The organism is uncultured Halomonas sp. (genome assembly GCF_947501415.1).
In the GTDB taxonomy this organism is placed as follows: domain Bacteria; phylum Pseudomonadota; class Gammaproteobacteria; order Pseudomonadales; family Halomonadaceae; genus Halomonas.
Genome location: NZ_CANMVL010000002.1, coordinates 278,587 through 302,467, shown reverse-complemented (window position 1 = coordinate 302,467; position 23,881 = coordinate 278,587). Strand labels below are relative to the sequence as shown.

The window sequence follows — 23,881 nt, the reverse complement described above, 5'->3', positions numbered from 1 at the left end:
ATGTCCAACATGCGTAGCCTGTCCTTCGACGCGATCATCATCGGCGGTGGTGGTGCCGGCCTGCGAGCCGCCCTCGAGCTGGCCAAGTCCGGCAAGAAGACCGCGGTGCTCTCCAAGGTCTTCCCGACGCGCTCGCACACCGTGTCCGCCCAGGGCGGCATCACCTGTGCCATCGCATCGGCCGACCCCAATGACGACTGGCGGTGGCACATGTATGACACCGTCAAGGGCGGCGACTATATCGCCGACCAGGATGCCGCCGAGTACATGTGCTCCGAGGGCCCCAAGGCCGTCTTCGAGCTCGAGCACATGGGTCTGCCGTTCTCGCGTTTCGACAATGGCCGCATCTATCAGCGCCCCTTCGGCGGTCAGTCCAAGGACTTCGGTGCCGGCGGCCAGGCCGCGCGTACCTGTGCCGCGGCCGACCGTACCGGACACGCCCTGCTGCACACGCTTTATCAGAACAACCTGAAGAACAATACCACCTTCCTCAACGAGTGGTACGCCGTCGATCTGGTCAAGAATGCCAATGGGGACGTGGTGGGCTGCATCGCCATGGATATCGAGACCGGCGAAGTGGTGCACGTCAAGTCCAAGGCCACCGTCCTGGCGACCGGCGGTTCCGGTCGTATCTATGCCTCCACCACCAATGCCCTGATCAATACCGGTGACGGCGTCGGCATGGCGCTGCGTGCCGGCTTCCCGATGCAGGACATGGAGATGTGGCAGTTCCACCCGACCGGTATCTACGGTGCGGGTACCCTGGTGACCGAAGGCTGCCGTGGTGAGGGTGGCTACCTGGTCAACAAGGATGGCGAGCGCTTCATGGAGCGTTACGCTCCCAACGCCAAGGACCTGGCCGGCCGCGACGTGGTGGCCCGCTCCATGGTCATGGAGATCCTCGAGGGTCGTGGCTGCGGCGAGAACGGCGATCACGTCTACCTCAAGCTGGATCACCTGGGCGAGGAGGTCCTCGGCAAGCGTCTGCCCGGCATCGTCGAGCTCTCCAAGACCTTTGCCCACGTGGATCCGGCCAAGGAGCCGATCCCGGTGGTGCCGACCTGTCACTACATGATGGGTGGCGTGCCGACCAACGTGCATGGCCAGGCCATCATGCGTGGTGAGGATGGCAAGGACCAGATCGTCAACGGCCTGTTCGCCTGCGGCGAAGTGGCCTGTGTGTCGGTCCATGGGGCCAACCGCCTGGGTGGCAACTCGCTGCTCGACCTGGTGGTGTTCGGTCGCGCTGCCGGCATGTTCATCGAAGGGGCGCTCAACGAGGGTATCGACTACCTCGATGCCTCCGAGTCCGATATCGAGACGGCGATGAAGCGCATCACCCGCTGGAACGAGTCCGAGAGCGGCGAGACCGTGCCGGAGCTCAAGCGTGAGCTGCAGGCCATCATGCAGAACTCCTTCGGCGTGTTCCGCGAAGAGGAGAACATGCAGAAGGGCGTCAAGCAGCTGGCCGAGCTGCGTGGGCGTATCGACAATGCCTACCTGCCCGACAAGTCCAACGCCTTCAACACCGCTCGTGTCGAGGCCCTCGAGCTCGACAACCTGATGGAAGTTGCCGAGGCGACCGCCATCGCGGCACTGGAGCGCAAGGAGAGCCGTGGCGCGCACTCCCGCTACGACTACCCGGATCGTGACGATGTCAACTGGCTGAAGCACTCGCTCTACTTCCCGGCCGACAAGACGATTGGCAAGCGCGACGTCAACTTCGCGCCGAAGACCGTCGACACCTTCGAGCCGAAAGTCCGTACCTACTAATTCAGCTAACACGAGGGTGAGTCACGATGCTTCAGGTATCCATCTACCGCTATAACCCGGAGACCGACTCCGCGCCGTACATGCAGGAGTTTCAGGTCGACACCCAGGGCCGCGACATCATGGTGCTCGATGTCCTGCACATGATGAAGGAGCAGGACAATGGCCTGGCCTACCGTCGCAGCTGCCGCGAAGGCGTGTGTGGCTCCGATGGCATGAACATGAACGGCAAGAACGGCCTGGCCTGCATTACCCCGATCTCGGAGGTGGTGAAGGGCAACAAGCTGGTGCTGCGCCCGCTGCCGGGCCTGCCGGTCATCCGTGACCTGGTGGTCGACATGGGGCTGTTCTATCAGCAGTACGAGCGCATCCAGCCTTACCTCCAGAACGATGAGCCGGCGCCGGCCATCGAGCGCCTGCAGTCGCCGGAAGATCGCGACAAGCTCGACGGCCTCTACGAGTGTATCCTGTGCGCCTGCTGCTCCACTTCCTGCCCGTCGTTCTGGTGGAACCCGGACAAGTTCGTGGGGCCGGCGGGGCTGCTGCAGTCCTATCGCTTCCTGGTGGACTCCCGTGACACGGCCACCCGCGAGCGTCTGTCCGAGCTCGAGGATCCGTTCAGCGTGTTCCGCTGCCGCGGCATCATGAACTGTGTGGCGGTGTGTCCCAAGGGGCTCAACCCCACTCGCGCGATCGGCAAGATCCGCGAGATGCTGCTGGCCGACAGTACCTGAGCCGATGGCACTTAAATCGAGCTCCGTGGCTTGTTATCATATGCCGCAGCTCACCCCCTGTGACCCTGTGTCGCAGCGGGTGATGACATAGTGTCGGAAGCCGGTGCCCTGGGCGCCGGCTTTTGACCATGGGTTCGGGTGACCATAGGTTCGAGTGACCATAGGTTCAGTAACCACAGGTTCCCTAACCACAGATTCAAGGTTTCCGGCCCATGGTGGCCGGAGATGCCGGAAACGCATGGGCCCCAGCCGGCAGGGCACCACCGATGTCGCCGTGGCCGCGTCGCGGTGACGCCGATCACACCCCATCAGTGCAGGGTGACCGAGAGATGCAACAAGGCATAATGGAGTTGATGTGGCGCTCCTCGCACGTCAGTGGCAGCAATGTCCACTACGTGGAAGCGCTATACGAGCAGTACCTCGATGATCCCTCCGCCGTTCCCGACGAGTGGCGTCAGTACTTTGACGAGCTGCCGCGCCCCGATGACGGCCCCCACCATGATGTTCCCCTGACCCCCGTCCGCGAACAGTTCCATCAGCTGGCCAGGCAGCGCCGTACGGCACTCGCGCCCGCTGCCGCCGATGGCGAGGAAAACCGCAAGCAAGTCAGGGTTCTGCAGCTGATTAACGCCTATCGCTTCCGCGGTCACCAGAAGGCTGATATCGACCCCCTCAAGCTGCGCAGCGAGAAGCCGGTCCCCGACCTCGACCTCTCCTTCCACCAGCTGACCAAGGCCGATCTCGATACCGAGTTCCAGACCGGCTCGTTCTTCCTGGGCATGGACAAGGCACCGCTCAAGGAGATCGTCGACGCCCTGGAGAAGACCTACTGTCGCTCCATCGGTTGCGAGATCATGCACATCGTCGATACCGAGGAGAAGCGTTGGCTGCAGCAGCGCTTCGAGTCGGTGCGCAGTGCGCCCGCCTTCAGCAACGACGTACGTCAGCACGTGCTGGAGAGGTTGACCGCCGCAGAAGGCCTGGAGAACTACCTGGCCTCCAAGTATCCGGGGACCAAGCGCTTCGGTCTGGAGGGGGGGGAGTCCTTCATTCCGATGATGGATGAGCTGATCCAGCGTGGCGGTGGCTATGGCATCAAGGAGGTGGTGATCGGCATGGCCCACCGCGGGCGCCTCAACCTGCTGGTCAACATCCTTGGCAAGAACCCTGGCGACCTGATCGACGAGTTCGACGGCAAGAAGGTGATCGAGCGTGGCTCCGGTGACGTCAAGTACCACCAGGGGTTCAGCTCAAACGTCATGACGCCGGGTGGCGAGGTGCATCTGGCACTGGGCTTCAACCCCTCTCATCTCGAGATCGTCGCTCCCGTGGTCGTGGGCTCGGTGCGTGCCCGTCAGGATCGACGCGACGACAGCGATGGCAACAAGGTACTGCCGATCAACATCCATGGTGATGCCTCGTTCGCCGGTCAGGGCGTGGTCATGGAGACCTTCCAGATGTCCCAGACCCGTGCCTACAAGACTGGCGGCACGGTACATATCGTCATCAACAACCAGATTGGCTTTACCACTTCGCATCCCGAGGACTCGCGTTCCACGGAGTACTGCACGGATATCGCCAAGATGGTTCAGGCGCCGGTCTTCCATGTCAATGGTGATGACCCCGACGCCGTGCTGCACGCGACCCAGGTGGCCCTGGATTATCGCCAGCAGTTCAAGAAGGACGTCGTGATCGATCTGGTGTGCTACCGCCGCCGTGGCCACAACGAGGCCGACGAGCCCAGCGGCACCCAGCCGATGATGTATCGCAAGATCAAGGATCACCCCTCCTCGCGGGCGATCTATGCAGAGCGACTGGTGGCCCAGGGCGTCCTCACCGAGGAAGAAGCCAAGGCCATGATCGAGACCTATCGCGAGGACTTGATCGCCGGCAACCATGTGGCCAACGCTCTGGTGCAACAGCCCAACACATCACTGTTCGTCGACTGGAAGCCCTATCTGGGACACGAGTGGACGGGCTACGCCGACACCTCGGTCCCGATGAAGAAGCTGCAGCGCCTGGCGGCGAAGATGTGCGAGATTCCCGATGGGATCGAGGTACAGCGCCAGGTGGCCAAGATCTACGCCGACCGGCGCAAGATGCAGGCCGGTGGCCTGGCCCTCAACTGGGGCTTCGCCGAGACCCTGGCCTACGCCACGCTGATCGACCAGGGGCATCCGGTACGCATCACCGGCCAGGACGTGGGACGCGGTACCTTTTCTCACCGCCATGCGGTGGTGCATAACCAGAAGGATGGCAGCGCCTATGTGCCGCTGCAGTACATGGCCGATGGTCAGCCGCGCTTCACCATCCACGACTCCTTCCTCTCCGAGGAGGCGGTGCTGGCCTTCGAGTACGGCTATGCCACCACTGCGCCCAACGACCTGGTGATCTGGGAGGCGCAGTTCGGCGATTTCTTCAACGGCGCCCAGGTCGTGGTCGACCAGTTCATCTCCTCCGGCGAGACCAAGTGGGGCCGCCTGTGCGGGCTGACCATGCTGCTGCCCCATGGCTATGAGGGGCAGGGCCCCGAGCACTCCTCGGCACGCCTGGAGCGCTTTCTGCAGCTGTGCGCAGAGCACAACATGCAGGTCTGTGTGCCGACCACCCCGGCGCAGATCTTCCATCTGCTGCGCCGTCAGGTGATTCGCAAGGTCAGGAAGCCGCTGGTGGTGATGTCGCCCAAGAGCCTGCTGCGCCACAAGGATGCGACATCGAGCCTGGATGAGCTGGCCGATGGCGGGTTCCAGATGGTGCTGGCCGACCAGGCCAAGCTGGAGGCCGAGAAGGTCGAGCGCATCATCCTGTGTGCCGGCAAGGTCTACTATGACCTGGCCGCCTGGCGGGAGGAGAATGCCCGTGATGATGTCGCCATCCTGCGTGTCGAGCAGCTCTACCCCTTCCCCAAGGAGGAGCTCTTCGAGGCGATCAAGGCGTACACCAACGTCACCGACATCGTGTGGTGCCAGGAAGAGCCGCTCAACCAGGGCGCCTGGTACCCGAGTCAGCACCATATGCGTGCCGTCGCGGAGATGCTCAAGGACGGTCTGGGTGGCAAGCTCAAGTTTGCCGGTCGTCCGGCATCGGCGGCACCCGCGGCCGGTTACATGTCCGTGCACACCGAACAGCAGCGCCAGCTGGTGGAAGACGCCTTCAATCTGTAATGGCGCCCACCGGGACGAGAGAGAACTTACAAGGGATACGACATGGCTACCGAGATCAAGGCCCCAACCTTTCCGGAATCCGTTGCCGAAGGCAGCGTCGCTGCCTGGCACAAGAAGCCGGGTGACAGCGTCGAGCGTGACGAGCTGATCGTCGAGATCGAGACCGACAAGGTCGTGCTCGAAGTGCTGGCCCCCGAGGCGGGCGTTCTCTCCGAGACGCTGGTCGAGGAGGGTGACACCGTGGAGTCCGAGCAGGTGCTGGGACGCATCGGTGAAGGCGAGGCCAAGGGCGGCAAGGCGTCGGCAGAGAGCGGTGACAAGCAAGACGCCAAGGCCGAGAAATCGTCTGATGCCAAGGCCGACAAGCCGGCTGCCGGCGGCGGCGAGAAGCATGAAGTGAAGGCGCCGACCTTCCCCGAGTCGATCCAGGAAGGCACCGTGGCCAGCTGGAACAAGCAGGTCGGTGAAGCGGTCAAGCGTGATGAGGTGCTGGCCGAGATCGAGACCGACAAGGTGGTGCTGGAAGTGGTGGCGCCCGCCGACGGCGCGCTCGTCGAGATCAAGGCCGAGGAGGGCAGTCAGGTCGAGTCCGAGGCGGTGCTGGGCATCTTCGCCGAGGGCGCCGGCGGTGAGGCGGACACGGCCGCCGATGTCGAGCCGGCTGCCTCCGCCGATGATGGCGCCAGCGACGAGCAGGTGGGGGACAAGATCCTGGCCCCGGCCGCGCGCAAGCTGGTGGCCGAGCATGACCTCGATGTCAGCAAGATCGAGGGGACCGGCAAGGGCGGTCGCATCCTCAAGGAGGATGTGCAGCGCGCCGTCAAGGAGGGCTCTGCCGCCAAGAGCGCCAAGGCGTCCACCGGTTCCACCAAGGCTACCGCTCCGGCGCCCGCCGTCGAGGGTGAGCGCCCCGAGAAGCGTGTGCCGATGAGCCGCCTGCGCCAGACCATCGCCAAGCGTCTGGTTCAGGCCCAGCAGACCGCCGCCATGCTGACCACCTACAACGAGGTGGACATGGGCGCGGTGATGGAACTGCGCGCCCAGTACAAGGACACCTTCGTCAAGACCCACGACGTCAAGCTCGGTTTCATGGGCTTCTTCGTCAAGGCGGCCAGCGAGGCTCTCAAGCGCTTCCCTGACGTCAATGCCTCCATCGACGGTACCGACATCGTCTATCACGGCTACCAGGACATCGGCGTGGCAGTCTCCACCGATCGTGGCCTGGTGGTGCCGGTACTGCGTGATACCGACAGCATGAAGATCGCCGATGTCGAGAAGGGTATCGTCGACTTCGGCAAGCGGGCGCGTGACGGCAAGCTCGGCATCGACGAGATGCAGGGTGGTACCTTCACCATCACCAACGGCGGCATCTTCGGGTCGCTGATGTCCACGCCGATCATCAACCCCCCGCAGACGGCGATTCTGGGCATGCACAAGATCCAGGAACGCCCCATGGCGGTGAACGGCAAGGTCGAGATCCGTCCGATGATGTACCTTGCGGTCTCCTACGATCACCGCATGATCGACGGCAAGGACGCGGTGCAGTTCCTCGTCACCATCAAGGAGCTGCTGGAAGATCCGGCACGCCTGCTGCTGGATATCTGAGCGGCACGAGCCGCCGGCTGATCCCGGCGGCGCCTGAACCCAAGACATGCAACAGGAGCCAATATGGCCGACAAGTTTGATGTGATCGTGATCGGTGCGGGCCCCGGTGGCTACGTGGCCGCCATTCGTGCCGCCCAGATGGGCCTCAAGACAGCCTGTGTCGAGAAGTGGATCGGCAAGGAAGGCAAGGTCGTGTTCGGTGGCACCTGCCTGAACGTGGGCTGCATCCCGTCCAAGGCGCTGCTCGAGGCTTCCCACAAGTACGTCGAAGCCAAGCACGACTTCGATGATCTGGGTATCCAGGCCAGCGACGTCCAGATGGACGTCGAGAAGATGATCGCCCGCAAGGACAAGATCGTGAAGAACCTCACCGGTGGCATCGCCGGCCTGTTCAAGGCCAATGGCGTGACCGGTATCGAGGGAACCGGCAAGGTGACCGGTGGCAAGCAGGTCGAGGTGACCGACCAGGATGGCAAGGCCACCACCTACGAGGCCGATAACATCATCATCGCCGCTGGCTCCGTGCCGGTGGAGATCCCGCCGACTCCGCTCACCGACGACATCATCGTCGACTCCACCGGTGCCCTGGAGTTCACCGAGACGCCAAAGCGTCTGGGTGTGATCGGCGCCGGCGTGATCGGTCTCGAGCTGGGCAGCGTCTGGAACCGCCTGGGCTCCGAGGTCACCGTGCTCGAGGCCATGGACAGCTTCCTGCCGATGGTCGACGGTGCCATCGCCAAGGAGACCCAGAAGCTGCTCAAGAAGCAGGGGCTGGATATCAAGCTGGGCGCCCGCGTCACCGGCTCCGAGGTCAAGGATGGCGAGGTTACCGTCAAGTACAGCGACGGTGACAACGACCAGGAGATGACCTTCGACAAGCTGATCGTCTGCGTCGGCCGCAAGCCCTACACCAAGGGCGTGGTTGGCGACGGCGTTGGCGTGGAGACCGACGAGCGCGGCTTTATCCAGGTCGACGACCAGTGCCGCACCAGCGTGCCGAGCGTCTACGCCATCGGTGACTGCGTGCGCGGCCCGATGCTGGCTCACAAGGCCTCCGAAGAGGGCATCATGGTGGCCGACATCATCGCCGGCCATAAGGCCGAGATGAACTACGACGCCATCCCCAACGTCATCTACACCTTCCCCGAGGTGGCCTGGGTCGGCATGACCGAGCAGGATGCCAAGGCCAAGGGCATCGAGGTCAAGACGGGCGCCTTCCCGTTTGCCGCCAGCGGGCGCGCCATGGCCAACAATGCCACCGAGGGCCAGGCCAAGATCATCGCCGATGCCGAGACCGACCGTGTGCTGGGTGTGCATATCGTTGGCCAGCATGCCGGCGAGATGATTGCCCAGGGGGTCATCGCCCTGGAGTTCGGTTCAAGTGCCGAGGATCTGGCGCTGACCTGCTATGCCCACCCGACCATGTCGGAGGCGGTGCATGAGGCCGCGTTGGCCGTGGAAGGCCATGCCATCCACATGGCCAATCGCAAGAAGAAAAAGAAGTAAGGATAACAAGCGCCGCCCACCGGGCGGCGTGCCCCTTCCGGCGATGCATCGGAGGGGACGGTGGTGCCTCCTGAGTCAGACCGCCGAGGTCGAGCCGGGGCGCCGTTCGAGTCACATGCAACCAATGGCATGAATCGATGAACCTTCACGAGTATCAAGGCAAGCAGCTGTTTGCCGACTATGGTCTGCCGGTGTCCAAGGGCTTTGCCGTGGATACCCCCGAAGAAGCCGCGGAAGCCTGCAAGAAGATCGGCGGCGACATGTGGGTTGTCAAGGCCCAGGTCCACGCTGGCGGCCGCGGAAAGGCCGGTGGTGTCAAGCTGGTCAAGAGCGCGGAGGAGGCCAAGGCCTTCGCCGAGCAGTGGCTGGGCAAGAACCTGGTGACCTTCCAGACCGACGCCAATGGTCAGCCGGTCGCCAAGATCCTGGTCGAGACCTGTACCGATATCGCCGACGAGCTCTATCTGGGCGCCGTGGTCGACCGTGGCACCCGCCGCGTGGTCTTCATGGCCTCCACCGAGGGCGGTGTCGAGATCGAGAAGGTCGCCGAGGAGACCCCCGAGAAGATTCTCAAGGCCGAGATCGATCCGCTGGTGGGTGCACAGCCCTACCAGGCGCGTGAGCTGGCCTTTGCCCTGGGCCTGAAGGGTGACCAGGTCAAGCAGTTCACCAAGATCTTCCTGGGCCTCTCCAAGATGTTCCACGACAAGGATCTGGCGCTGCTCGAGATCAACCCGCTGGTGATCACCGACGAGGGCAACCTGCACTGTCTCGACGCCAAGATCGGCCTGGACGGCAACGCCCTCTACCGCCATCCGGACCTGCAGGCCATGCGTGACCCCTCCCAGGAGGACGAGCGTGAGGCCGAGGCCGCGGCGTGGGAACTCAACTACGTGGCCCTCGACGGCAATATCGGCTGCATGGTCAACGGTGCCGGCCTGGCGATGGGTACCATGGACATCGTCAACCTGCACGGCGGCAGCCCGGCCAACTTCCTTGACGTTGGCGGCGGCGCCACCAAGGAGCGCGTGGCCGAGGCCTTCAAGCTGATCCTCTCCGACGACAACGTCAAGGCCGTGCTGGTCAACATCTTCGGCGGTATCGTGCGCTGCGACATGATCGCCGAGGGCATCATCGGTGCCGTCGAGCAGGTCGGTGTCAATGTGCCGGTCGTGGTGCGTCTGGAAGGTACCAACGCCGAACTGGGCGCCGAGAAGCTGGCATCCAGCGGACTCAACATCATCGCTGCCGAGAGCCTCACCGATGCGGCTCAGCAGGTAGTCAAGGCAGCGGAGGGCAAGTAATGAGCATCCTGATCGACAAGAGCACCAAGGTCATCTGCCAGGGCTTCACCGGTGGCCAGGGGACCTTCCACTCCGAGCAGGCCATCGCCTACGGTACCCAGATGGTCGGCGGCGTGACCCCGGGCAAGGGCGGCCAGGAGCACCTCGGTCTGCCGGTGTTCAACACCGTCAAGGAAGCCGTGGAGAAGACCGGCGCCGAGGCCAGCGTGATCTACGTGCCGGCCCCGTTCTGCAAGGATTCGATCCTCGAGGCTGCCAACGCCGGCATCAAGCTGATCGTGTGCATCACCGAAGGCATCCCGACCCTCGACATGCTCGATGTCAAGGTCAAGTGTGACGAGCTGGGCGTGCGCCTGATCGGCCCCAACTGCCCGGGCGTTATTACTCCCGGCGAGACCAAGATCGGCATCATGCCGGGCCATATCCACAAGCCCGGTCGGGTCGGCATCGTGTCGCGTTCCGGCACCCTGACCTACGAGGCGGTCAAGCAGACCACCGATCACGGCTTCGGCCAGTCCACCTGCGTGGGCATCGGCGGCGACCCGATCCCGGGCTCCAGCTTCATCGACATCCTCGAGATGTTCGAGAAGGACCCGGCCACCGAGGCGATCGTGATGATCGGCGAGATCGGCGGTACCGCCGAGGAAGAGGCGGCCGCCTACATCAAGGCCAACGTCTCCAAGCCGGTGGTCTCCTACATTGCCGGCGTCACCGCGCCTCCCGGCAAGCGCATGGGCCACGCCGGTGCCATCATCTCCGGTGGCACGGGTACCGCGGACGAGAAGTTCGCCGCCCTGGAAGATGCCGGTGTCAAGACCGTGCGCTCCCTGGCTCAGATCGGCGACGCGCTGAAGGAAGTGACCGGCTGGTAAGTCGGGCTCGTCAGCAAGCGATGTAAAAAGGGCGCCTTCGGGCGCCCTTTTTTTGTGGCACTTTTCATGGCGAGGGGCTGGGGAGTCTATGCCTCGGCGAGGCAGCAGCGGTCGCGCCCCTGGCGCTTGGCGGCCAGTAGGGCCCGGTCAGCACGCTCGATGGCGGTCTGATACCCCTCGCCGGGCTGCCATTCGGCGATGCCGGCGCTGGCGGTGATAAGGACCGGGGTGTTCCCGTCATCGGCTGTCAGCCCGAGGCGTCGCAGCTGCTCGGTGAGTCGTCTCACCAGGGGGTGGGCATGGTCACTCGGCGTATCCGGCAGCACCAGCAGGAACTCCTCGCCGCCCCAGCGCCCGCAGAGGTCATGTTGCCGTAGCGAGCTCTCCAGATACTTGGCCAGGGTGACAAGGACCCGGTCGCCGGTGGCGTGCCCATGGCGGTCGTTGATGACCTTGAAGTGATCGATGTCCAGCATCACCAGGCTGGCGGTGCGGCGCTGGCGGGCCACATCGGCGGTCATACCTTCCAGCCGTTCATGCAGGCAGCGTCGGTTGGCCAGGCCGGTCAGGGGGTCCAGGCGCGAGACATCCTTGAGTGCCTGGTTGCGCTCGTGCAACAGGTCCTGGAAGCGGTCGGCGATATACGACAGCTTGTGCTGACGTCGGCGCTGGCGCTCCAGCTGCTCTCGCGTCTCCTGAAGGTCCTGCTGGGCCCCCTTCTGGAAACCGTCGGCGATGGTGACCAGCCGTTCCAGCCGCTCCTGTTGTGCCAGGTGGCGCCGATAGAGGCGCTGGAGCGCCGAATGCAGCCTGTGGCCCCGGTACTCCTCCGTCGCCAACAGGTCTGCCACCTCCTCAAGCAGCTCCCGCTCGCGTTGGCTCACGTGGAGACTTCCAGGGCACGAATGGCGAAGGGATAGCTGCAATCCTCCTTGAACTCCTCGGCGAGCTCGGCGATGCGGTCGTTACGGGCATCGTAGTGCCACACGACCTCGACCCGACGCCCCTCCTGGTAGGCCTCCTCGAGAAGGTCGAAGATATCCATCATGACCTTTACCGAACTGGTGTTGAGATAGACCAGCTCGAGGCAGAGTTCGAGAGGGCGTGACTCCTGGGCGAGATAGGCCTCGACCCAGCCGATCACCGGGCCGAACAGTTCATAGGAGTTCTCCGGATAGGAGTCTCCCTGCATGCAGAGGCGTCCCTCCTGCCAGTCACTCTGGATGGCGGGGGTGGACACGCTACCCGCCAGGTTCAGGTCCTGGTTCATGATCTCTCTCCCTTTAGATGGTCGCCGTCAGGCTGAAGAAGCTTCGGCCTGAGGATAGTGGCTGCAGAGACGCGACCAGCGGGCGGGTCGACTTGCGTGCCATGTCGATCAGCCCCAGGCCCGCACCGCTGTCGGCCGACTCGTCGCGGGGGCGTCGCAGCTGCTGCTTGTAGGCACGCTTGAGAGCCGCCGCATCCAGTGGGGCCAGGCTCTCCACGGCCTCGACCAGGTGTTGGCCGTCGGCGTCTTCCACCAGGTTGCCTGCCGATACCTGATAGCGGCCTTCGCTGTCTCTCGCCACGGCGATGGTCGCGGTTGCCTCCTCTTCGCCATATTCGCGGCGGGTGGCATAGTGACGGATATTCTGGGTCATCTCGATATAGACGGCGAAGACATCCATGGCCGCCGATGGTGCCGCAGACTGATGGTTCAGGTAGTTGCGCAGCGCGTGCCCGATCTCCTCGATCAGGCTGCGTGAGATGGGGCCGTTGAAGCACAGCATGATGCGCTGCTGAAGATAGTTGTTACGCAAGGTCAGAAGGTCCATGGCCTCTCCGCGTATGAGGTTGGTGGTAATGCTGTGATCAGGTATCCGCTGGCTCGGCCGGCATGAAGCGAAAGCATAGCAGGGTAATGTCGTCGCGCTGGGGATGCTGGCCACGATAGGCATCGAGCTCCGCTTCGTAGCGGGCGATCTGCTGGTCAAGCGGGGCGGTGGCATGGCGCTTGAGCATCTGCTCGAAGCGGGCATTGCCAAAACCGAAGCCATGCTCGCCCCCCGCCTGGTCGAGGAAGCCATCTGAGCAGAGGGAGTAGGTCCAGTGATCATGCAGCGGCATAATGCGATTCTCGTAGGTCATCGCGCGCCTCTGACCCAGGGCGCGGCGGCCGCCGGGGTAGATCGCCAGCTCCTCACCGTCGCTGGCATAGAGAGACATCTTGGCGCCGGCGAACGTCAGCTGTCCGCCGTCGCGCTCGATCCAGACCAGGCCGATATCCATGTTGGTGGCGATGGAGGCGGGCAGGCTCTCGTGATGCAGCGTCTCGCGATTCTGGCGGTGAGTCTCGTTGAGGATAGCCGCCGGGTCGTCGGCTCCCACCTTGAGGATGGCGTGGTCGATGATCGCTCGAGCCAGCATGGTCATCAGCGACCCCGGCACACCATGCCCGGCACAGTCGACTACCCCCATCAGATAGCCCCCATCGGTGGCATGAAAGATATAGAAGTCACCGCCGACCTGGTCTCGCGGTCGCCACAGAAGCGCATGGCGGTCGGCCAGGTGGCGTGCCAGTTGTCGGTCGGGAAGGATGGCGCGCTGGATGATGCTGGCATACTCAAGAGAGGCGTCGATCTGGCGGCGGGCCGCGGTCATCCGCGCATTGCTGGACTCCAGGGCCTGGGTTCGCTGGCGAACCTTCTCCTCCAGTTCGCGAGTGTGACGCTGTATCTGACCTGCCATATGCGAGAAGGCCCTCGACAGCTCGCCGATTTCGTCGCTGCGCTCGGTTGGCAGGCGGCTGTCGTAGTCGCCGCTGGCGATGGCCTGGGCCGAATGCTGTAGCCGGCGCAGGGGAGCGAGAACAAGGCGTTCGATGCCATAGGCGAATCCCGCCAGCAGGATCAGGAAAACCAGCAGCAGGGCACTCGCCAGGGGCAGAAACCAGCGGCTGTCGATAAGCGGGGCGCTCTTCAGATCCAGGGCCGTCACTACCAGCCACTTGAGCTCTGGGATATAGCCTAGCGTGATCAGGCGCGGTGCACCCTCGAGCTCGGCTTCCAGGGTGGCTACCGTGCCGGGATATCGCTGCACATCGGCGATTGACGCCTCCAGCCGGTTGCGCTGGGCGTCGTTGCCGAGCATCGCCTGCAGGTGGGGGGCGTCATCGTTGAGGTCGGTCAGTGCGCCGGAGCTCAGCGCCAGCTGGCTGCGGTCGGGGTGGGCCTGAATGGCGCCCCGGGCATCGATGATAAGCGGCGTCAGGCCGGGGGCGCTGCTGCGCATGAACTCGTCGAGGAAGCGGCTCAGGTCGAGGCCGCCGCCGGCCAGACCCAGCGGCCGGTCGCCATCCATGATCTTGACGTTGAACCAGACCTTGGCCAGCCCTAGCTTGGCGTCGAGGTTGACATTGATGTTGTAGCTGTCGCCGCCGGCCATGGTCGCGAAGTACCAGGCGTTGTCGGGATCGTCGGGAACGACCCGGTAGCGAGGAAGGCGGCTCTGAGGGGCAAGGCCGTCATTGTAGTAATAGTTGCCGGTCTCGTGGTTGACGATGAAGTAGGCGTCACCACTGAACTGCTGGCGAAACCCTCTGGCCTCGCGGAAGAAGCGGTCACGGCGTGCCGCATGGTCCGGCTCGCTGAGCCATTCTCGGGTCACTACCGAGTCGGCGAAGCGTCGGGAGAGAGCCAGCTCACGGGAAACGGGGGTCAGAATCTTCTGCATGTGCAGAAGGGTGTACTGCTCGGCGTAGCGTGTGGCGAAGTGGTGGCGGACATTGTCGAGAGCCAGCCAGCCGATCAGAAGGGCTGGAATCAGGGCCAGCAGGCAGGCCAGCAGCAGGCTCAGGGTGGACTGTCCGCGCAGTCCCCAGCGATAGGCCATGGGGTTTCCCTTGCGTCGATCCCGAAGCGGCCAGGCATGACCGGCTTATTCGGAACCCTTGTTCTTCATTGTTGGATAAACAATGCCACAATTGCCGTCGTTCGACGACCCTCGACGCGGGAGGGAGCAGGGCGATCGCCATGGAGCAATCGGCATGGCAATCGCCTGCGAGCTTGCGTGCTTCTTGGGGAGAGGCGAGATTACTCGGCCGGGCGCGCCACCAGCGAGCGGGTCTCCTCGCGGGCCTCGATCAGCGCCACGCGAACGTGATCGCCTAGCTTGTAGCGCTCCTCGCTCTCGATCTGGATACGTCCTTCCTTGTCGTCGATGGCGACCTTGGTGCGCTCACTGTGCATCATCGGTGCCGGCACGAAGGCGGTGGCGCCGTTGGCCGTCAGGCGCACGCGCATGCCGCCGCGGTTGATCTGGATGATCTCGGCGTCAAAGGTCTCCTGGGACTCGGCGGCCGGTGTCAGGTAGCGCACGTAGAGCCAGTCCTTGACGTCACGCTCGGCCATCCGGTTGAGACGGCGCCGCTCGGTGAGCTGCTCGGTGAGCTCGAGGCTCGCCTCGGCCGGTGCCTGCTCCCCCTTGAGTACCCGCTTGATCAGGCGATGGTTGACCATGTCGCCATACTTGCGGATCGGAGAGGTCCAGGTGGCGTAGGCGGGGAGGCCCAGGCCGAAGTGCGGACCGGGCTTGGCCGACATGCTGGTGAAGCCCTGGAAGCGGCGCAGGCGGGCGTCGAGCCAGGCGTCATCGCGGCCTTCCAGCTCACGCTTGAGCTCCCTGTAGCGGGGCAGCTCGGTAAGCGCCTCGCGCTCCACGGCGATTTCCTGGCTGGCCAGGAACTCCTGGGCGGCCTCGGCCTTGTCATCCTCGAAGGCGCGGTGCACGTTGAAGATACCGTGGCCGATATGCTCCGACAGCAGATCGGCACAGCAGGCGTTGGCGGCGATCATCGACTCTTCGATCATGCGATTGGCGATACGCCGTTCCTCGGTGCGGATATCCAGCACATTGCCGGCACTGTCCAGATCGAAGACGAAGTCGGGGCGATCCTTGAACACCAGGGCGTGCTCGGCACGCCAGGCACTGCGTGCCTCGGTGAGGTCGCGCAGCGCCTTGAGCTGCTCGCCGATCGCGTCTGCCGGCGCCCACTCGCCCTGGCCCTCGAGCCAGTCGGATACCCGGTCGTAGGCCAGTCGGGCATGCGACATCGCGGTGGCGGCGAAGAAACGGTAGTCGCCCAGGCTGCCATCGGCGTGCACGGTCAGCGTGCAGGCCAGCACGGGGCGCTCCTTGTCCTCCCACAACGAGCAGAGGTCGTCGGCCAGCTGTTCGGGCAGCATGGTGACGTTCTGGCCCGGCAGGTAGACGGTGAAGGCACGGGTGCGTGCCTCGAGGTCGGCGGCATGCCCCTCCTCGACGTAGGCGGTGGGGTCGGCGATGGCCACGCTGAGGTCCCAGCCGCCCTCCGCACGTGGCACGATGCGCAGCGCATCGTCCATGTCGCGGGTCTTCTCGCCGTCGATGGTGAAGAACGGCTCGGCGGTCAGGTCCACTCGCTCGAGGCCCTCGTCCCGCAGCGGCCAGTCGTCACCGGCGTCCGGGCACTCCTGCTCCAGGGCGTGGCGGGCGAGGGTCACGCGCCACGGCACGGCCGGGTCATCGGCCTTGGCCACCAGTTCGTCGATCTGGGTGAAGAAGCCGCGGTCGTCGGCCTTAAGGGGGTGGCGTACCAGACGTGCCACCACCCAGTCGGCATCGCCGATGGTGCTCTCATCGAGGCTGCGCTTGATGCGGGCCTTGAGGACATTCTTGATGGAGGGGTGGTCCGGCACCACGGCCAGCCGGCCATCGCGCTTCTGGACCCGGGCGATAAAGCGCTCCAGTCCCTGTTCGATGAGGGTGTCGGGCTCGACGCTCTTCTTCTCGCCCTCCTCATGAAGCACCGCTGCCACGCGATCGCCATGCAGCACCTGCTTCATGGCGGGGGGCGGTACGAAGTAGGAGTCGCCCTCATCGGTTTCGAGAAAGCCGAAGCCCTTCTCGGTGGCCTTGATCACGCCCTCGACACGAGGGGTGGTGGAGCGAATCTGTTGCTTGAGCTGGGCAAGCAAGGCGTTGTTCTGCAGCATGATCACGAACGTGTGGCGGGGGTAGGCTGGCCACTATACGGATTCCCGATCGCCGCGCCAAACGTGGCGCGAGGGCGCGCCATGAATCAGTGGCTTGGCGCACTTCACGGGTGCCGATAACGCAGGACGGCGCCTGCTGGCGCCGTCATCTGGCTCGTCCAGGGGGCTCAACTTACCGTGATCACCGAGCACTCGGCGGCGTGAGCCACCTTGTGGGAGACGCTGCCGACCACGAAGCCCTTGAGGTCACTGAGGCCGCGGCTGCCCATCACAATGGCGTCGACGCCTCGCTTGTGTGACTCGCTGAGGATGGCGCGGGCCGGGTCGCCCTGGGTGATCATCGTCTCGACGTTGGAGATGCCGGCATCGCGGGCGGCCTGCTCGGCGCGCTCCACGATCTTGCGACCGGCTGCCTCGAGCTCCTCGTCGGTGGCCTTGAGGTCGACGGCGCCGATGCCCCACACCAGCAACGTATCGTGGGCGAGCTTTTCGGGGATATGCAGCAGGACTAGCTTGGCCTCACTCTGCTGTGCCAGCTGGCAGGCCACGGCGAGCGCCTGCTGGGCGTGCTTGGAGCCATCGACGGGAACCAGGATGGAGGTGTACACGGTGAGACTCCTTATTGGTCAGGGGCTATCTCGAGCCTAGTCGCTTTCCCTGCCGGGGTCATGTGCGATGGTGCGCGGTGGGCTTAACCTTGACCTGTATCAGGTCCGGCACGCTCTCCCTCCGCTTCGAGGCGACGCAGCTGCTGCCATAGCTCTCGGCGCAGATCCGCCAGGCGCGGGGCCTGCTCATCGTCGAAGGGCAGCGGACGAACCAGGCGCTGGGTGCGCAGCCCTAGGCGCGCACTGGTCAGGCCGATGCCAAGCCCCTGGGCAGCCCGTGTGGAGAGGCGCCCGGCCAGGTTCATCGAGAGCATCTCCATGCCGGCCTCACCGGCCATCTCGGTGGCGCCGGCGAAGGCCATCTGGCGCAGCACATCACGCAGCAGGCGCAGGCGGGCGGCATAACCCAGCTCCAGGCCGTAGAGGCGACACAGGCGGTCGACCATCGCCAGGCTGCGCCAGGCCACCAGCGACATGTCCACCAGGGTGAGCGGGCTGACCGCCACCATGACCGCGGTCTCGCCGGACATGCGCGAAACCAAGCGGCGGGCCGCCCGGTCGCGTGGTGCCAGCAGGTGATGGTCGAGCAGGGTATGCAGTTCGGTCGCGCCGTGATGGGGTTGTCGCGCCGTCTGGAAGGCCTGCCAGTGCGGGTGGTCGGTATCCAGGTTCAGTGCGCGGCGCAGGGCATCGGCGGTCGCATCGGCCTCGCCGCGGGTGGCCGTGTCGAGGCCGCCCAGGCGCTTGCGCAGCCGGTCATGACGCCGCAGGCGGCGCAATCGCCATAGCTCGCGGCCGAGGGCGCTTGCGCCGAGGCCCAGGGCGATCAGCAGCAGCAGGCTCCAGGCGCTGGCCAGCCAGTCCCCGCCGATGCCGGCGGCATACAAGGTGGTGCCGGCCTCGACGGCCCCCAGCCCCAGGGTGCCGCCAAGCAGCACCAGCAGCCCCCAGCGGCGCTTGCGGGGGCGCCCGAGGCTGGCTTCCAGCACCGGCCCGGCTGGCTCATGGCTCGTTGTCAGCGCCTGGCTCGGCAGGTCGTGGGCATAGGCCTCGGGTGGGCGCGGATCCCTTGGTGTGGAGGATGGGGCCGGCTCCTCGAGGGAGAAACGCCGTCCGGGGCGGGGGTCATGGGGCGTGCTCACGTCAGCTTGTCTCCGATCAGCCAGTCGAGGGCGGCATCCATGCGGATATGAGGCAGGGCACCATCTTCCATGGGCAACGGGCGGAAGGCCGGGAAGTCGAAGCCCTGACGCGCCCAGAAGGCGTCGTCGGGAAGTCGCTCCGGCACCTCGCCGGGGTAGATCAGCAGCGGTCCGCCATCGAGACCGGTGCCGCGCAGCGCCGGGGTGTGCCGCCCCTGGCTCTCGACCTCGCGCGACTCGCTGGCACGAACCGCCGCCAGTGACAGGGCGCGTACGGGGACATCGGCATAGCGCAGATCCTTGAGGGGCTCGGCCAGCAGGGCCTCGAGCAGTGCCACCAGGCGAGGGTGCTGTTCGGGCGTCACATGATCCGCCTTGGTTGCGGCGATGGCCAGACGGTCGATGCGCGGGGCGAACAGCCGCGAGAGCAGGCTGCGCTGGCCGTAATCGAAGCTCTGCATCAGGTTGGCGAGTGCCCGGGAGAGGTCCTGGAAACGCTCGGGACCGGCATTCAGCGCTCCCAGCAGATCGACCAGCACGATCTGACGATCGAAACGCCGGAAATGTTCGCGATAGAAGGGGCGCACCACATGCTGCTGATAGTAGCGGAAGCGCTGCGCCAGGGTGGCGTAGTTGCTCGACTCGGGCAGGCTGGCCAGCAGCGCGGGATCCGTGTCGCAAACCCCGGGCAGCGGGAAGAACTGCAGGACCGGCGCACCGGACAGGTCCCCGGGAAGCAGGAAGCGACCGGGTTGCAGATCGGCGAAGCCCGCCTCCCGGGCGCTGCGCAGTCCGGCGGCGAAGAGCTCACTGATCTCGGCCAGCTGCGCCTCGTCGGCTTCGGCGGCGAGGTCGAGTCTGGCGACCGCGGCCTGCCAGTCAGCGAAGTGGGCAGCTCGCTGGTTGCCTTCCAGGGTGTGTTGTCGCGCACACCAGCCCGGATAGTCCAGGCCCAGCAGCGGCAGGTCGAGGAGCCATTCGCCCGGGTAGTCGAAGAGGTCCAGGGTCAGCTGGCGGGAGTCGCCCCCCAGCAGGCCGGGGCGTGCCGGACGGTAGCGGATGGTTAGGCGCAGTTCGCTGATGCCGCGGGTCGGCTCCGGCCAGCGTGGCGGGGTCGCCGAGAGTGCCGCCATGGCCTGGTCGTAGGGAAAGCGTGGCACTCCCAGGTCCTGCTGGCTGACACGCCGGGCCCCCAGCAGGCGGCCCTCCCTGGCGGCGGGCAGCAGGTCCAGGCGTGCCTCCAGGCCGGCATGACGCAGCTGGTTGACCAGGGAGGTGAGAAAGGCGGTCTTGCCGGCGCGGGAGAGGCCGGTGACGGCCAGCCGCAGCTGGCGGTCGCGGCCGCGTTCCAGCAGGTCCTGTAGCTCACGGGTGAAGGGCTGGCGCATGCGGGGGCTCCGTCAGCCGGCAACAAGGCCGTAGAGGGTCGGTGAAGCGGCCAGCAGGAATCCCGCGCCGGCGATGATGCGTCCCGGCCACAGGTGGCGGCTGTAATGAGCCAGGCTCAGGCCCCCCAGGCAGATCAGCATGCCGAGGATATTGAACAGATAGGTGATCATCGACCAGAGAGGGTCGGGATTCATGCGATAACGCTCCTCGCTTGTGGTGTCACGTCGGGGATGGTATCAGGAGAGTCGGGCAAGCGGCAGCGCAGCAATCAAGGATGGCTTATGAAGACGACCCAAGATGAGGTGCTGACGTTCTGGTTCGATGAACTCAAGCCGGCTCAGTGGTTCCGCAAGGATTCGCGTCTGGATGCCGAGATCGCCAGGCGCTTCGGTGCCTGTCTGGCCGCGGCCTGTCGTGGCGAGCTGTGGCGCTGGCGAGAGACGCCGGCGGGTCGACTCGGCGAGATCATCGTGCTCGACCAGTTCTCGCGCAATATTCATCGCGACACCCCGGCGGCTTTCGCTGCCGATCCCATGGCGCTGGTACTCGCGCAGGAAGCGGTGGCTTGCGGCGACGATGCCGAGCTGCCGCCCAAGAGGCGAGCGTTCCTGTATATGCCCTTCATGCATAGCGAGTCGGCGGTGATCCACGAGCAGGCAGCATGGCTGTTCGATCAGCCGGGCCTCGAGAGGCACTTGGGTGTCGAGCATCGTCATCGCGAGATCATTCTGCGCTTCGGGCGTTATCCCCACCGCAATGCCATCCTGGGCCGCGACTCTACCCCCGAGGAGCTGGAGTTTCTGGCGCAACCGGGCTCTTCCTTCTAGCGTCTTTACACTGGCGCCACATCACACTCACCACTCATTATTCATCACGACAGATACGGGAGGCATCATGGGAATTATCGCCTGGTTGATTATCGGTGGCCTGGCCGGCTGGATCGCCGGTCATATCATGCGGGGAGGGGGCTTCGGTCTTCTCGGGAACATTGGCGTCGGTGTGGTCGGCGCGGTGATCGGCGGCTTTATCTTCAAGCAGATCCTCGGCATGGGTACCGGCGGGTTTCTGGGGTCGCTGTTCAGTGCCGTGGTCGGCGCGCTGATCCTGCTATGGATCATCAGCAAGGTGAAGAAGAGGTAGCGAAGGTCGAACAGGACTAAAGTTTACACTAACGTTTTTTACACTAATGGGCGCCGTTATTGTTGACAGTAACGGCGCCCATTTGCGTCTAAAACTACCTCATCTTGATGGAATGGTCGGGTTTTGTGTTTTCCTGTCGACAACATGGCCGTTGTCGGCAAGGGCGGTGCTGACCCAAAGTCGTATGTTCGCAACTGCAGCATGCACGTAAAACCTCTTGGGCATAACAACAACGATACAAGGACTCAACGCGATATAACCAGAATTCATGAGGATACCTCGGTGCTGCTGAAACGCGAACACGGTGACGAACACCCCTACTGGCCGCTGGGCCCCTTCAAGCTCCGCTTGCCCTTCATCCACTTCCGCTGGGAAATTCCCGAGACCATTCAGGCGCTGGTGATGTTTGTCATCGCCATGGGCATGATTCCGCTGCTCGAGCAGTATCTGGGGCTGCCCTATGAGGTGGCACTGGCTTACGTGGTAGTGTGCGGGGTTGGCTTCATGTTGCCACCTCTGCTGGGCGTGCCCTTTATAGCCGGCTGGATTACTCCCGCGATTCCGGTGGTTCTGCTATTTCTCAGCGACTTCACTCCCGGGCCAGAGGCGATTCGCGCCATGGTCGCGCTGCAGCTGGTGGTGACTGCCATCTTCCTGATCATGGCGGTTACCCGGCTCGGCTCGAAGCTGGTCAATAACGTGCCGGACTCCATCAAGGCGGGCATCCTGCTGGGTGCCGGCATTGCGGCCATCAGCGGGGAGATCAGCGAAGGAGGGCGGCTCTACAGCACGCCCATCTCGCTGGGAATCGGTGGGCTGGTGACCCTCTATGTGCTGTTTTCGCTCTCCTTTCGTGACCTGACCGAGAAGTATCGCTGGGCGCGTAACATCGCTTCGTACGGCATGGTACCCGGCATGCTGGTGACCATGGCCATCGGCTGGGGGGTGGCGGAATATCCGTTGCCGGCGGTGGAGTGGGGCGTGGCCGTACCGGACTTCAGTGGCATCTGGGCCTATCTGCCCTTCACGGTTGGCCTGCCCGGCGTCGAGCTGCTGCTGGCCGCCGTGCCCACCGCGATCATTGCCTATATCATCGCCTTCGGTGACATCATCGTCGGCCAGAGCCTGATCAAGCGTGTCGATCACCTGCGACCCGACGAGAAGATCGAGGTCAATGTCGACCGTGTTCACCTGATCACCGGTTTGCGCAATCTGATGCATTCGCTGCTGGCACCCTACCCGGGCCTGGCCGGCCCGCTGTTCACCGGGGCCATGGCCACCGTGGCCGAGCGTTACCGTTATGGCCGCAAGGCGATGGATACCATCTATGGCGGGGCTTCGGTGTTCTGGATCGTCGGCTTCCTGGCCCTGTTCATGCTGCCTCTGATCACCCTGTTCCGGCCAGTGTTGCCCATCGCATTGTCCATTACCCTGCTGATTACCGGCTATCTGTGTATCGCCGTGGCGGTGGAGCAGATCAAGAACGCTACTGCCATGGGAGTGGCCGGCATCATGGGGGTGGTGTTGGCTACTCATGGTGCCGCCTGGGGACTGGGCGTGGGCCTGGTGCTCTACTTCCTGGTCGAGCATCGCCTGCGCGGCGCCCGTGAGGTCGAGGAGCAGGAGCCGATCCATGTAGAAGAGGACATGGCGGTAGAAAGCGACGGGGTCGATCCCGTCGAGCGCTGACGGCAGGGGCGTCATGCACAACGACCACGGGCCGCCTCTGAGCGGCCCGTGGTCGTTGAGGAGCGGCGACCGGCGGGTCAGGGCAGGTGATCGATAAAGCGATCAGGGACATCGCTGATCGCCGCATCGACCCCCCACTGCCATTGATGGGTGAAGGCGGTCGGGTCGTTGGGGGTATAGCAGAGCAGGGCGTAGCCATCCCCCTTGATCGCTTCGGCCGCTCGACGACTCAGCCGACGCCAGTCGGCATGGATGCTGTAGGCCTCGAGCCCGGCGCAGCGCTTCTGCCAGCCGCGACCGACCCCCTCGAAGAGGACACCCAGCGCCAGCCGCGAAGCGGGCGCCAGCCGGCGCGCTTGGCTCAGGGCCTGGTCATTGAAGGAGGAGACGATCAGCCGTTCCGGGGGCAGGGCCTCGAGGGTGGCCGGAAGCGACGCCTTGACCAGCGCTTCGGCATTGCGCCCACGGTTGACCTTGAGCTCCAGGTTGAGGCCCATCCCCAGCTCGTCGATCAGTGTCAGCATCTCGTCCAGGGTGGCGATACGCTCGCCACGGAAGGCATCGGAGAACCAGCCCCCCACGTCGAGCCGCCGAGCGGCGGGCAGGTCAAGATCGGCAAGCCTGCCGCGGGCATCGGAGCAGCGCCGGATCCCGGCGTCATGCCAGATCACCGGGGTGCCATCGCCCAGCAACTGAACGTCAAGCTCGACCCAGCTACAGCCGGCGTTATGGGCGGCGCGCACGGCGACTAGCGTATTCTCGGGGGCTCGAGAAGAGAGGCCGCGGTGGGCTATCAGGCGGGGAAGTGAGATATCGGGGTGGAGCATCAGCCATCGTCCTGGTCAGCGAAGCGCCGTCACCGGCGGTGAAATAGCCGCCCTAGCGTATCGTCATCCTCCTGTTCTGGATATATGGTCTGGATAGGGTTTGGTCTGGATAGGGTC

20 protein-coding genes are annotated in these 23,881 nt (G+C 64.6%); 10 read left to right on the top strand and 10 right to left on the bottom strand.

Features of this window, described 5'->3' with window-relative positions:
• From sdhA to sucD, 7 genes are all read left to right on the top strand, one after another.
• Complete coding sequence (gene sdhA / locus Q0894_RS02145) at window positions 1-1,773, top strand: succinate dehydrogenase flavoprotein subunit (protein ID WP_132041365.1); 1,773 nt, start codon at window positions 1-3, stop codon at window positions 1,771-1,773.
• 26 nt (window positions 1,774-1,799) lie between these two features.
• Window positions 1,800-2,504 (top strand): succinate dehydrogenase iron-sulfur subunit, encoded by a 705-nt coding sequence (locus tag Q0894_RS02140; protein ID WP_299231048.1) that lies wholly within the window; start codon window positions 1,800-1,802, stop codon window positions 2,502-2,504.
• Between the two features lie 329 nt (window positions 2,505-2,833).
• Window positions 2,834-5,668, top strand: coding sequence for a 2-oxoglutarate dehydrogenase E1 component (locus Q0894_RS02135; RefSeq protein ID WP_299231046.1), 2,835 nt, complete (start codon window positions 2,834-2,836; stop codon window positions 5,666-5,668).
• Between the two features lie 42 nt (window positions 5,669-5,710).
• Window positions 5,711-7,273, top strand: a complete 1,563-nt coding sequence (gene odhB / locus Q0894_RS02130; protein ID WP_299231043.1) for a 2-oxoglutarate dehydrogenase complex dihydrolipoyllysine-residue succinyltransferase — start codon at window positions 5,711-5,713, stop codon at window positions 7,271-7,273.
• Window positions 7,274-7,336: 63 nt separating this feature from the next.
• Window positions 7,337-8,779: a dihydrolipoyl dehydrogenase gene (gene lpdA, locus Q0894_RS02125; RefSeq protein ID WP_299231042.1), complete on the top strand. Its 1,443-nt coding sequence runs from the start codon at window positions 7,337-7,339 to the stop codon at window positions 8,777-8,779.
• 137 nt (window positions 8,780-8,916) lie between these two features.
• Window positions 8,917-10,083, top strand: coding sequence for an ADP-forming succinate--CoA ligase subunit beta (sucC, locus tag Q0894_RS02120; RefSeq protein WP_132041370.1), 1,167 nt, complete (start codon window positions 8,917-8,919; stop codon window positions 10,081-10,083).
• A complete protein-coding gene (sucD, locus tag Q0894_RS02115) occupies window positions 10,083-10,955 on the top strand; it encodes a succinate--CoA ligase subunit alpha (RefSeq protein WP_132041371.1) in 873 nt (290 codons plus the stop codon). The genes sucC and sucD overlap by 1 nt, the downstream gene beginning before the upstream one ends.
• An 86-nt stretch (window positions 10,956-11,041) precedes the next feature.
• On the opposite strand, the gene Q0894_RS02110 is transcribed toward sucD, so the two are convergent.
• The 9 genes from Q0894_RS02110 to Q0894_RS02070 form a co-directional block, all read right to left on the bottom strand.
• Window positions 11,042-11,839, bottom strand: coding sequence for a diguanylate cyclase (locus tag Q0894_RS02110; protein ID WP_299231041.1), 798 nt, complete (start codon window positions 11,837-11,839; stop codon window positions 11,042-11,044).
• Window positions 11,836-12,225 (bottom strand): biofilm regulation phosphoprotein SiaC, encoded by a 390-nt coding sequence (gene siaC, locus Q0894_RS02105; protein ID WP_299231039.1) that lies wholly within the window; start codon window positions 12,223-12,225, stop codon window positions 11,836-11,838. The genes Q0894_RS02110 and siaC overlap by 4 nt, the downstream gene beginning before the upstream one ends.
• A 13-nt stretch (window positions 12,226-12,238) precedes the next feature.
• Window positions 12,239-12,772: a biofilm regulation protein kinase SiaB gene (siaB, locus tag Q0894_RS02100; protein WP_299231038.1), complete on the bottom strand. Its 534-nt coding sequence runs from the start codon at window positions 12,770-12,772 to the stop codon at window positions 12,239-12,241.
• A 37-nt stretch (window positions 12,773-12,809) separates the two neighbouring features.
• On the bottom strand, window positions 12,810-14,828 hold the full coding sequence (gene siaA, locus Q0894_RS02095) for a biofilm regulation protein phosphatase SiaA (protein ID WP_299231036.1): 2,019 nt from the start codon (window positions 14,826-14,828) through the stop codon (window positions 12,810-12,812).
• Between the two features lie 200 nt (window positions 14,829-15,028).
• Window positions 15,029-16,969 (bottom strand): exoribonuclease II, encoded by a 1,941-nt coding sequence (locus Q0894_RS02090; RefSeq protein ID WP_299231034.1) that lies wholly within the window; start codon window positions 16,967-16,969, stop codon window positions 15,029-15,031.
• Window positions 16,970-17,136: 167 nt separating this feature from the next.
• On the bottom strand, window positions 17,137-17,577 hold the full coding sequence (locus tag Q0894_RS02085; protein ID WP_299231032.1) for a universal stress protein: 441 nt from the start codon (window positions 17,575-17,577) through the stop codon (window positions 17,137-17,139).
• Window positions 17,578-17,660: 83 nt separating this feature from the next.
• On the bottom strand, window positions 17,661-18,719 hold the full coding sequence (locus Q0894_RS02080; RefSeq protein WP_299231030.1) for a YcjF family protein: 1,059 nt from the start codon (window positions 18,717-18,719) through the stop codon (window positions 17,661-17,663).
• Window positions 18,716-20,107, bottom strand: a complete 1,392-nt coding sequence (locus Q0894_RS02075; protein ID WP_299231029.1) for a YcjX family protein — start codon at window positions 20,105-20,107, stop codon at window positions 18,716-18,718. The genes Q0894_RS02080 and Q0894_RS02075 overlap by 4 nt, the downstream gene beginning before the upstream one ends.
• Window positions 20,108-20,119: 12 nt before the next feature.
• Entirely contained in the window at window positions 20,120-20,302 is a 183-nt protein-coding gene (locus tag Q0894_RS02070; RefSeq protein ID WP_161422179.1) for a hypothetical protein, read from the bottom strand.
• Between the two features lie 87 nt (window positions 20,303-20,389).
• Here Q0894_RS02070 and Q0894_RS02065 point away from each other — a divergent pair, with 87 nt between their 5' ends.
• The 3 genes from Q0894_RS02065 (at window position 20,390) to Q0894_RS02055 (ending at window position 22,937) form a co-directional block, all read left to right on the top strand.
• Complete coding sequence (locus Q0894_RS02065) at window positions 20,390-20,935, top strand: DUF924 family protein (protein WP_299231027.1); 546 nt, start codon at window positions 20,390-20,392, stop codon at window positions 20,933-20,935.
• A gap of 67 nt (window positions 20,936-21,002) precedes the next feature.
• Complete coding sequence (locus Q0894_RS02060) at window positions 21,003-21,248, top strand: GlsB/YeaQ/YmgE family stress response membrane protein (protein WP_299231025.1); 246 nt, start codon at window positions 21,003-21,005, stop codon at window positions 21,246-21,248.
• A gap of 282 nt (window positions 21,249-21,530) precedes the next feature.
• On the top strand, window positions 21,531-22,937 hold the full coding sequence (locus tag Q0894_RS02055) for a xanthine/uracil/vitamin C permease (protein WP_299231023.1): 1,407 nt from the start codon (window positions 21,531-21,533) through the stop codon (window positions 22,935-22,937).
• Window positions 22,938-23,014: 77 nt separating this feature from the next.
• Here Q0894_RS02055 and Q0894_RS02050 read toward each other — a convergent pair whose 3' ends face one another.
• Entirely contained in the window at window positions 23,015-23,764 is a 750-nt protein-coding gene (locus tag Q0894_RS02050; RefSeq protein WP_299231021.1) for a glycerophosphodiester phosphodiesterase family protein, read from the bottom strand.
• Window positions 23,765-23,881: the final 117 nt, after the last annotated feature.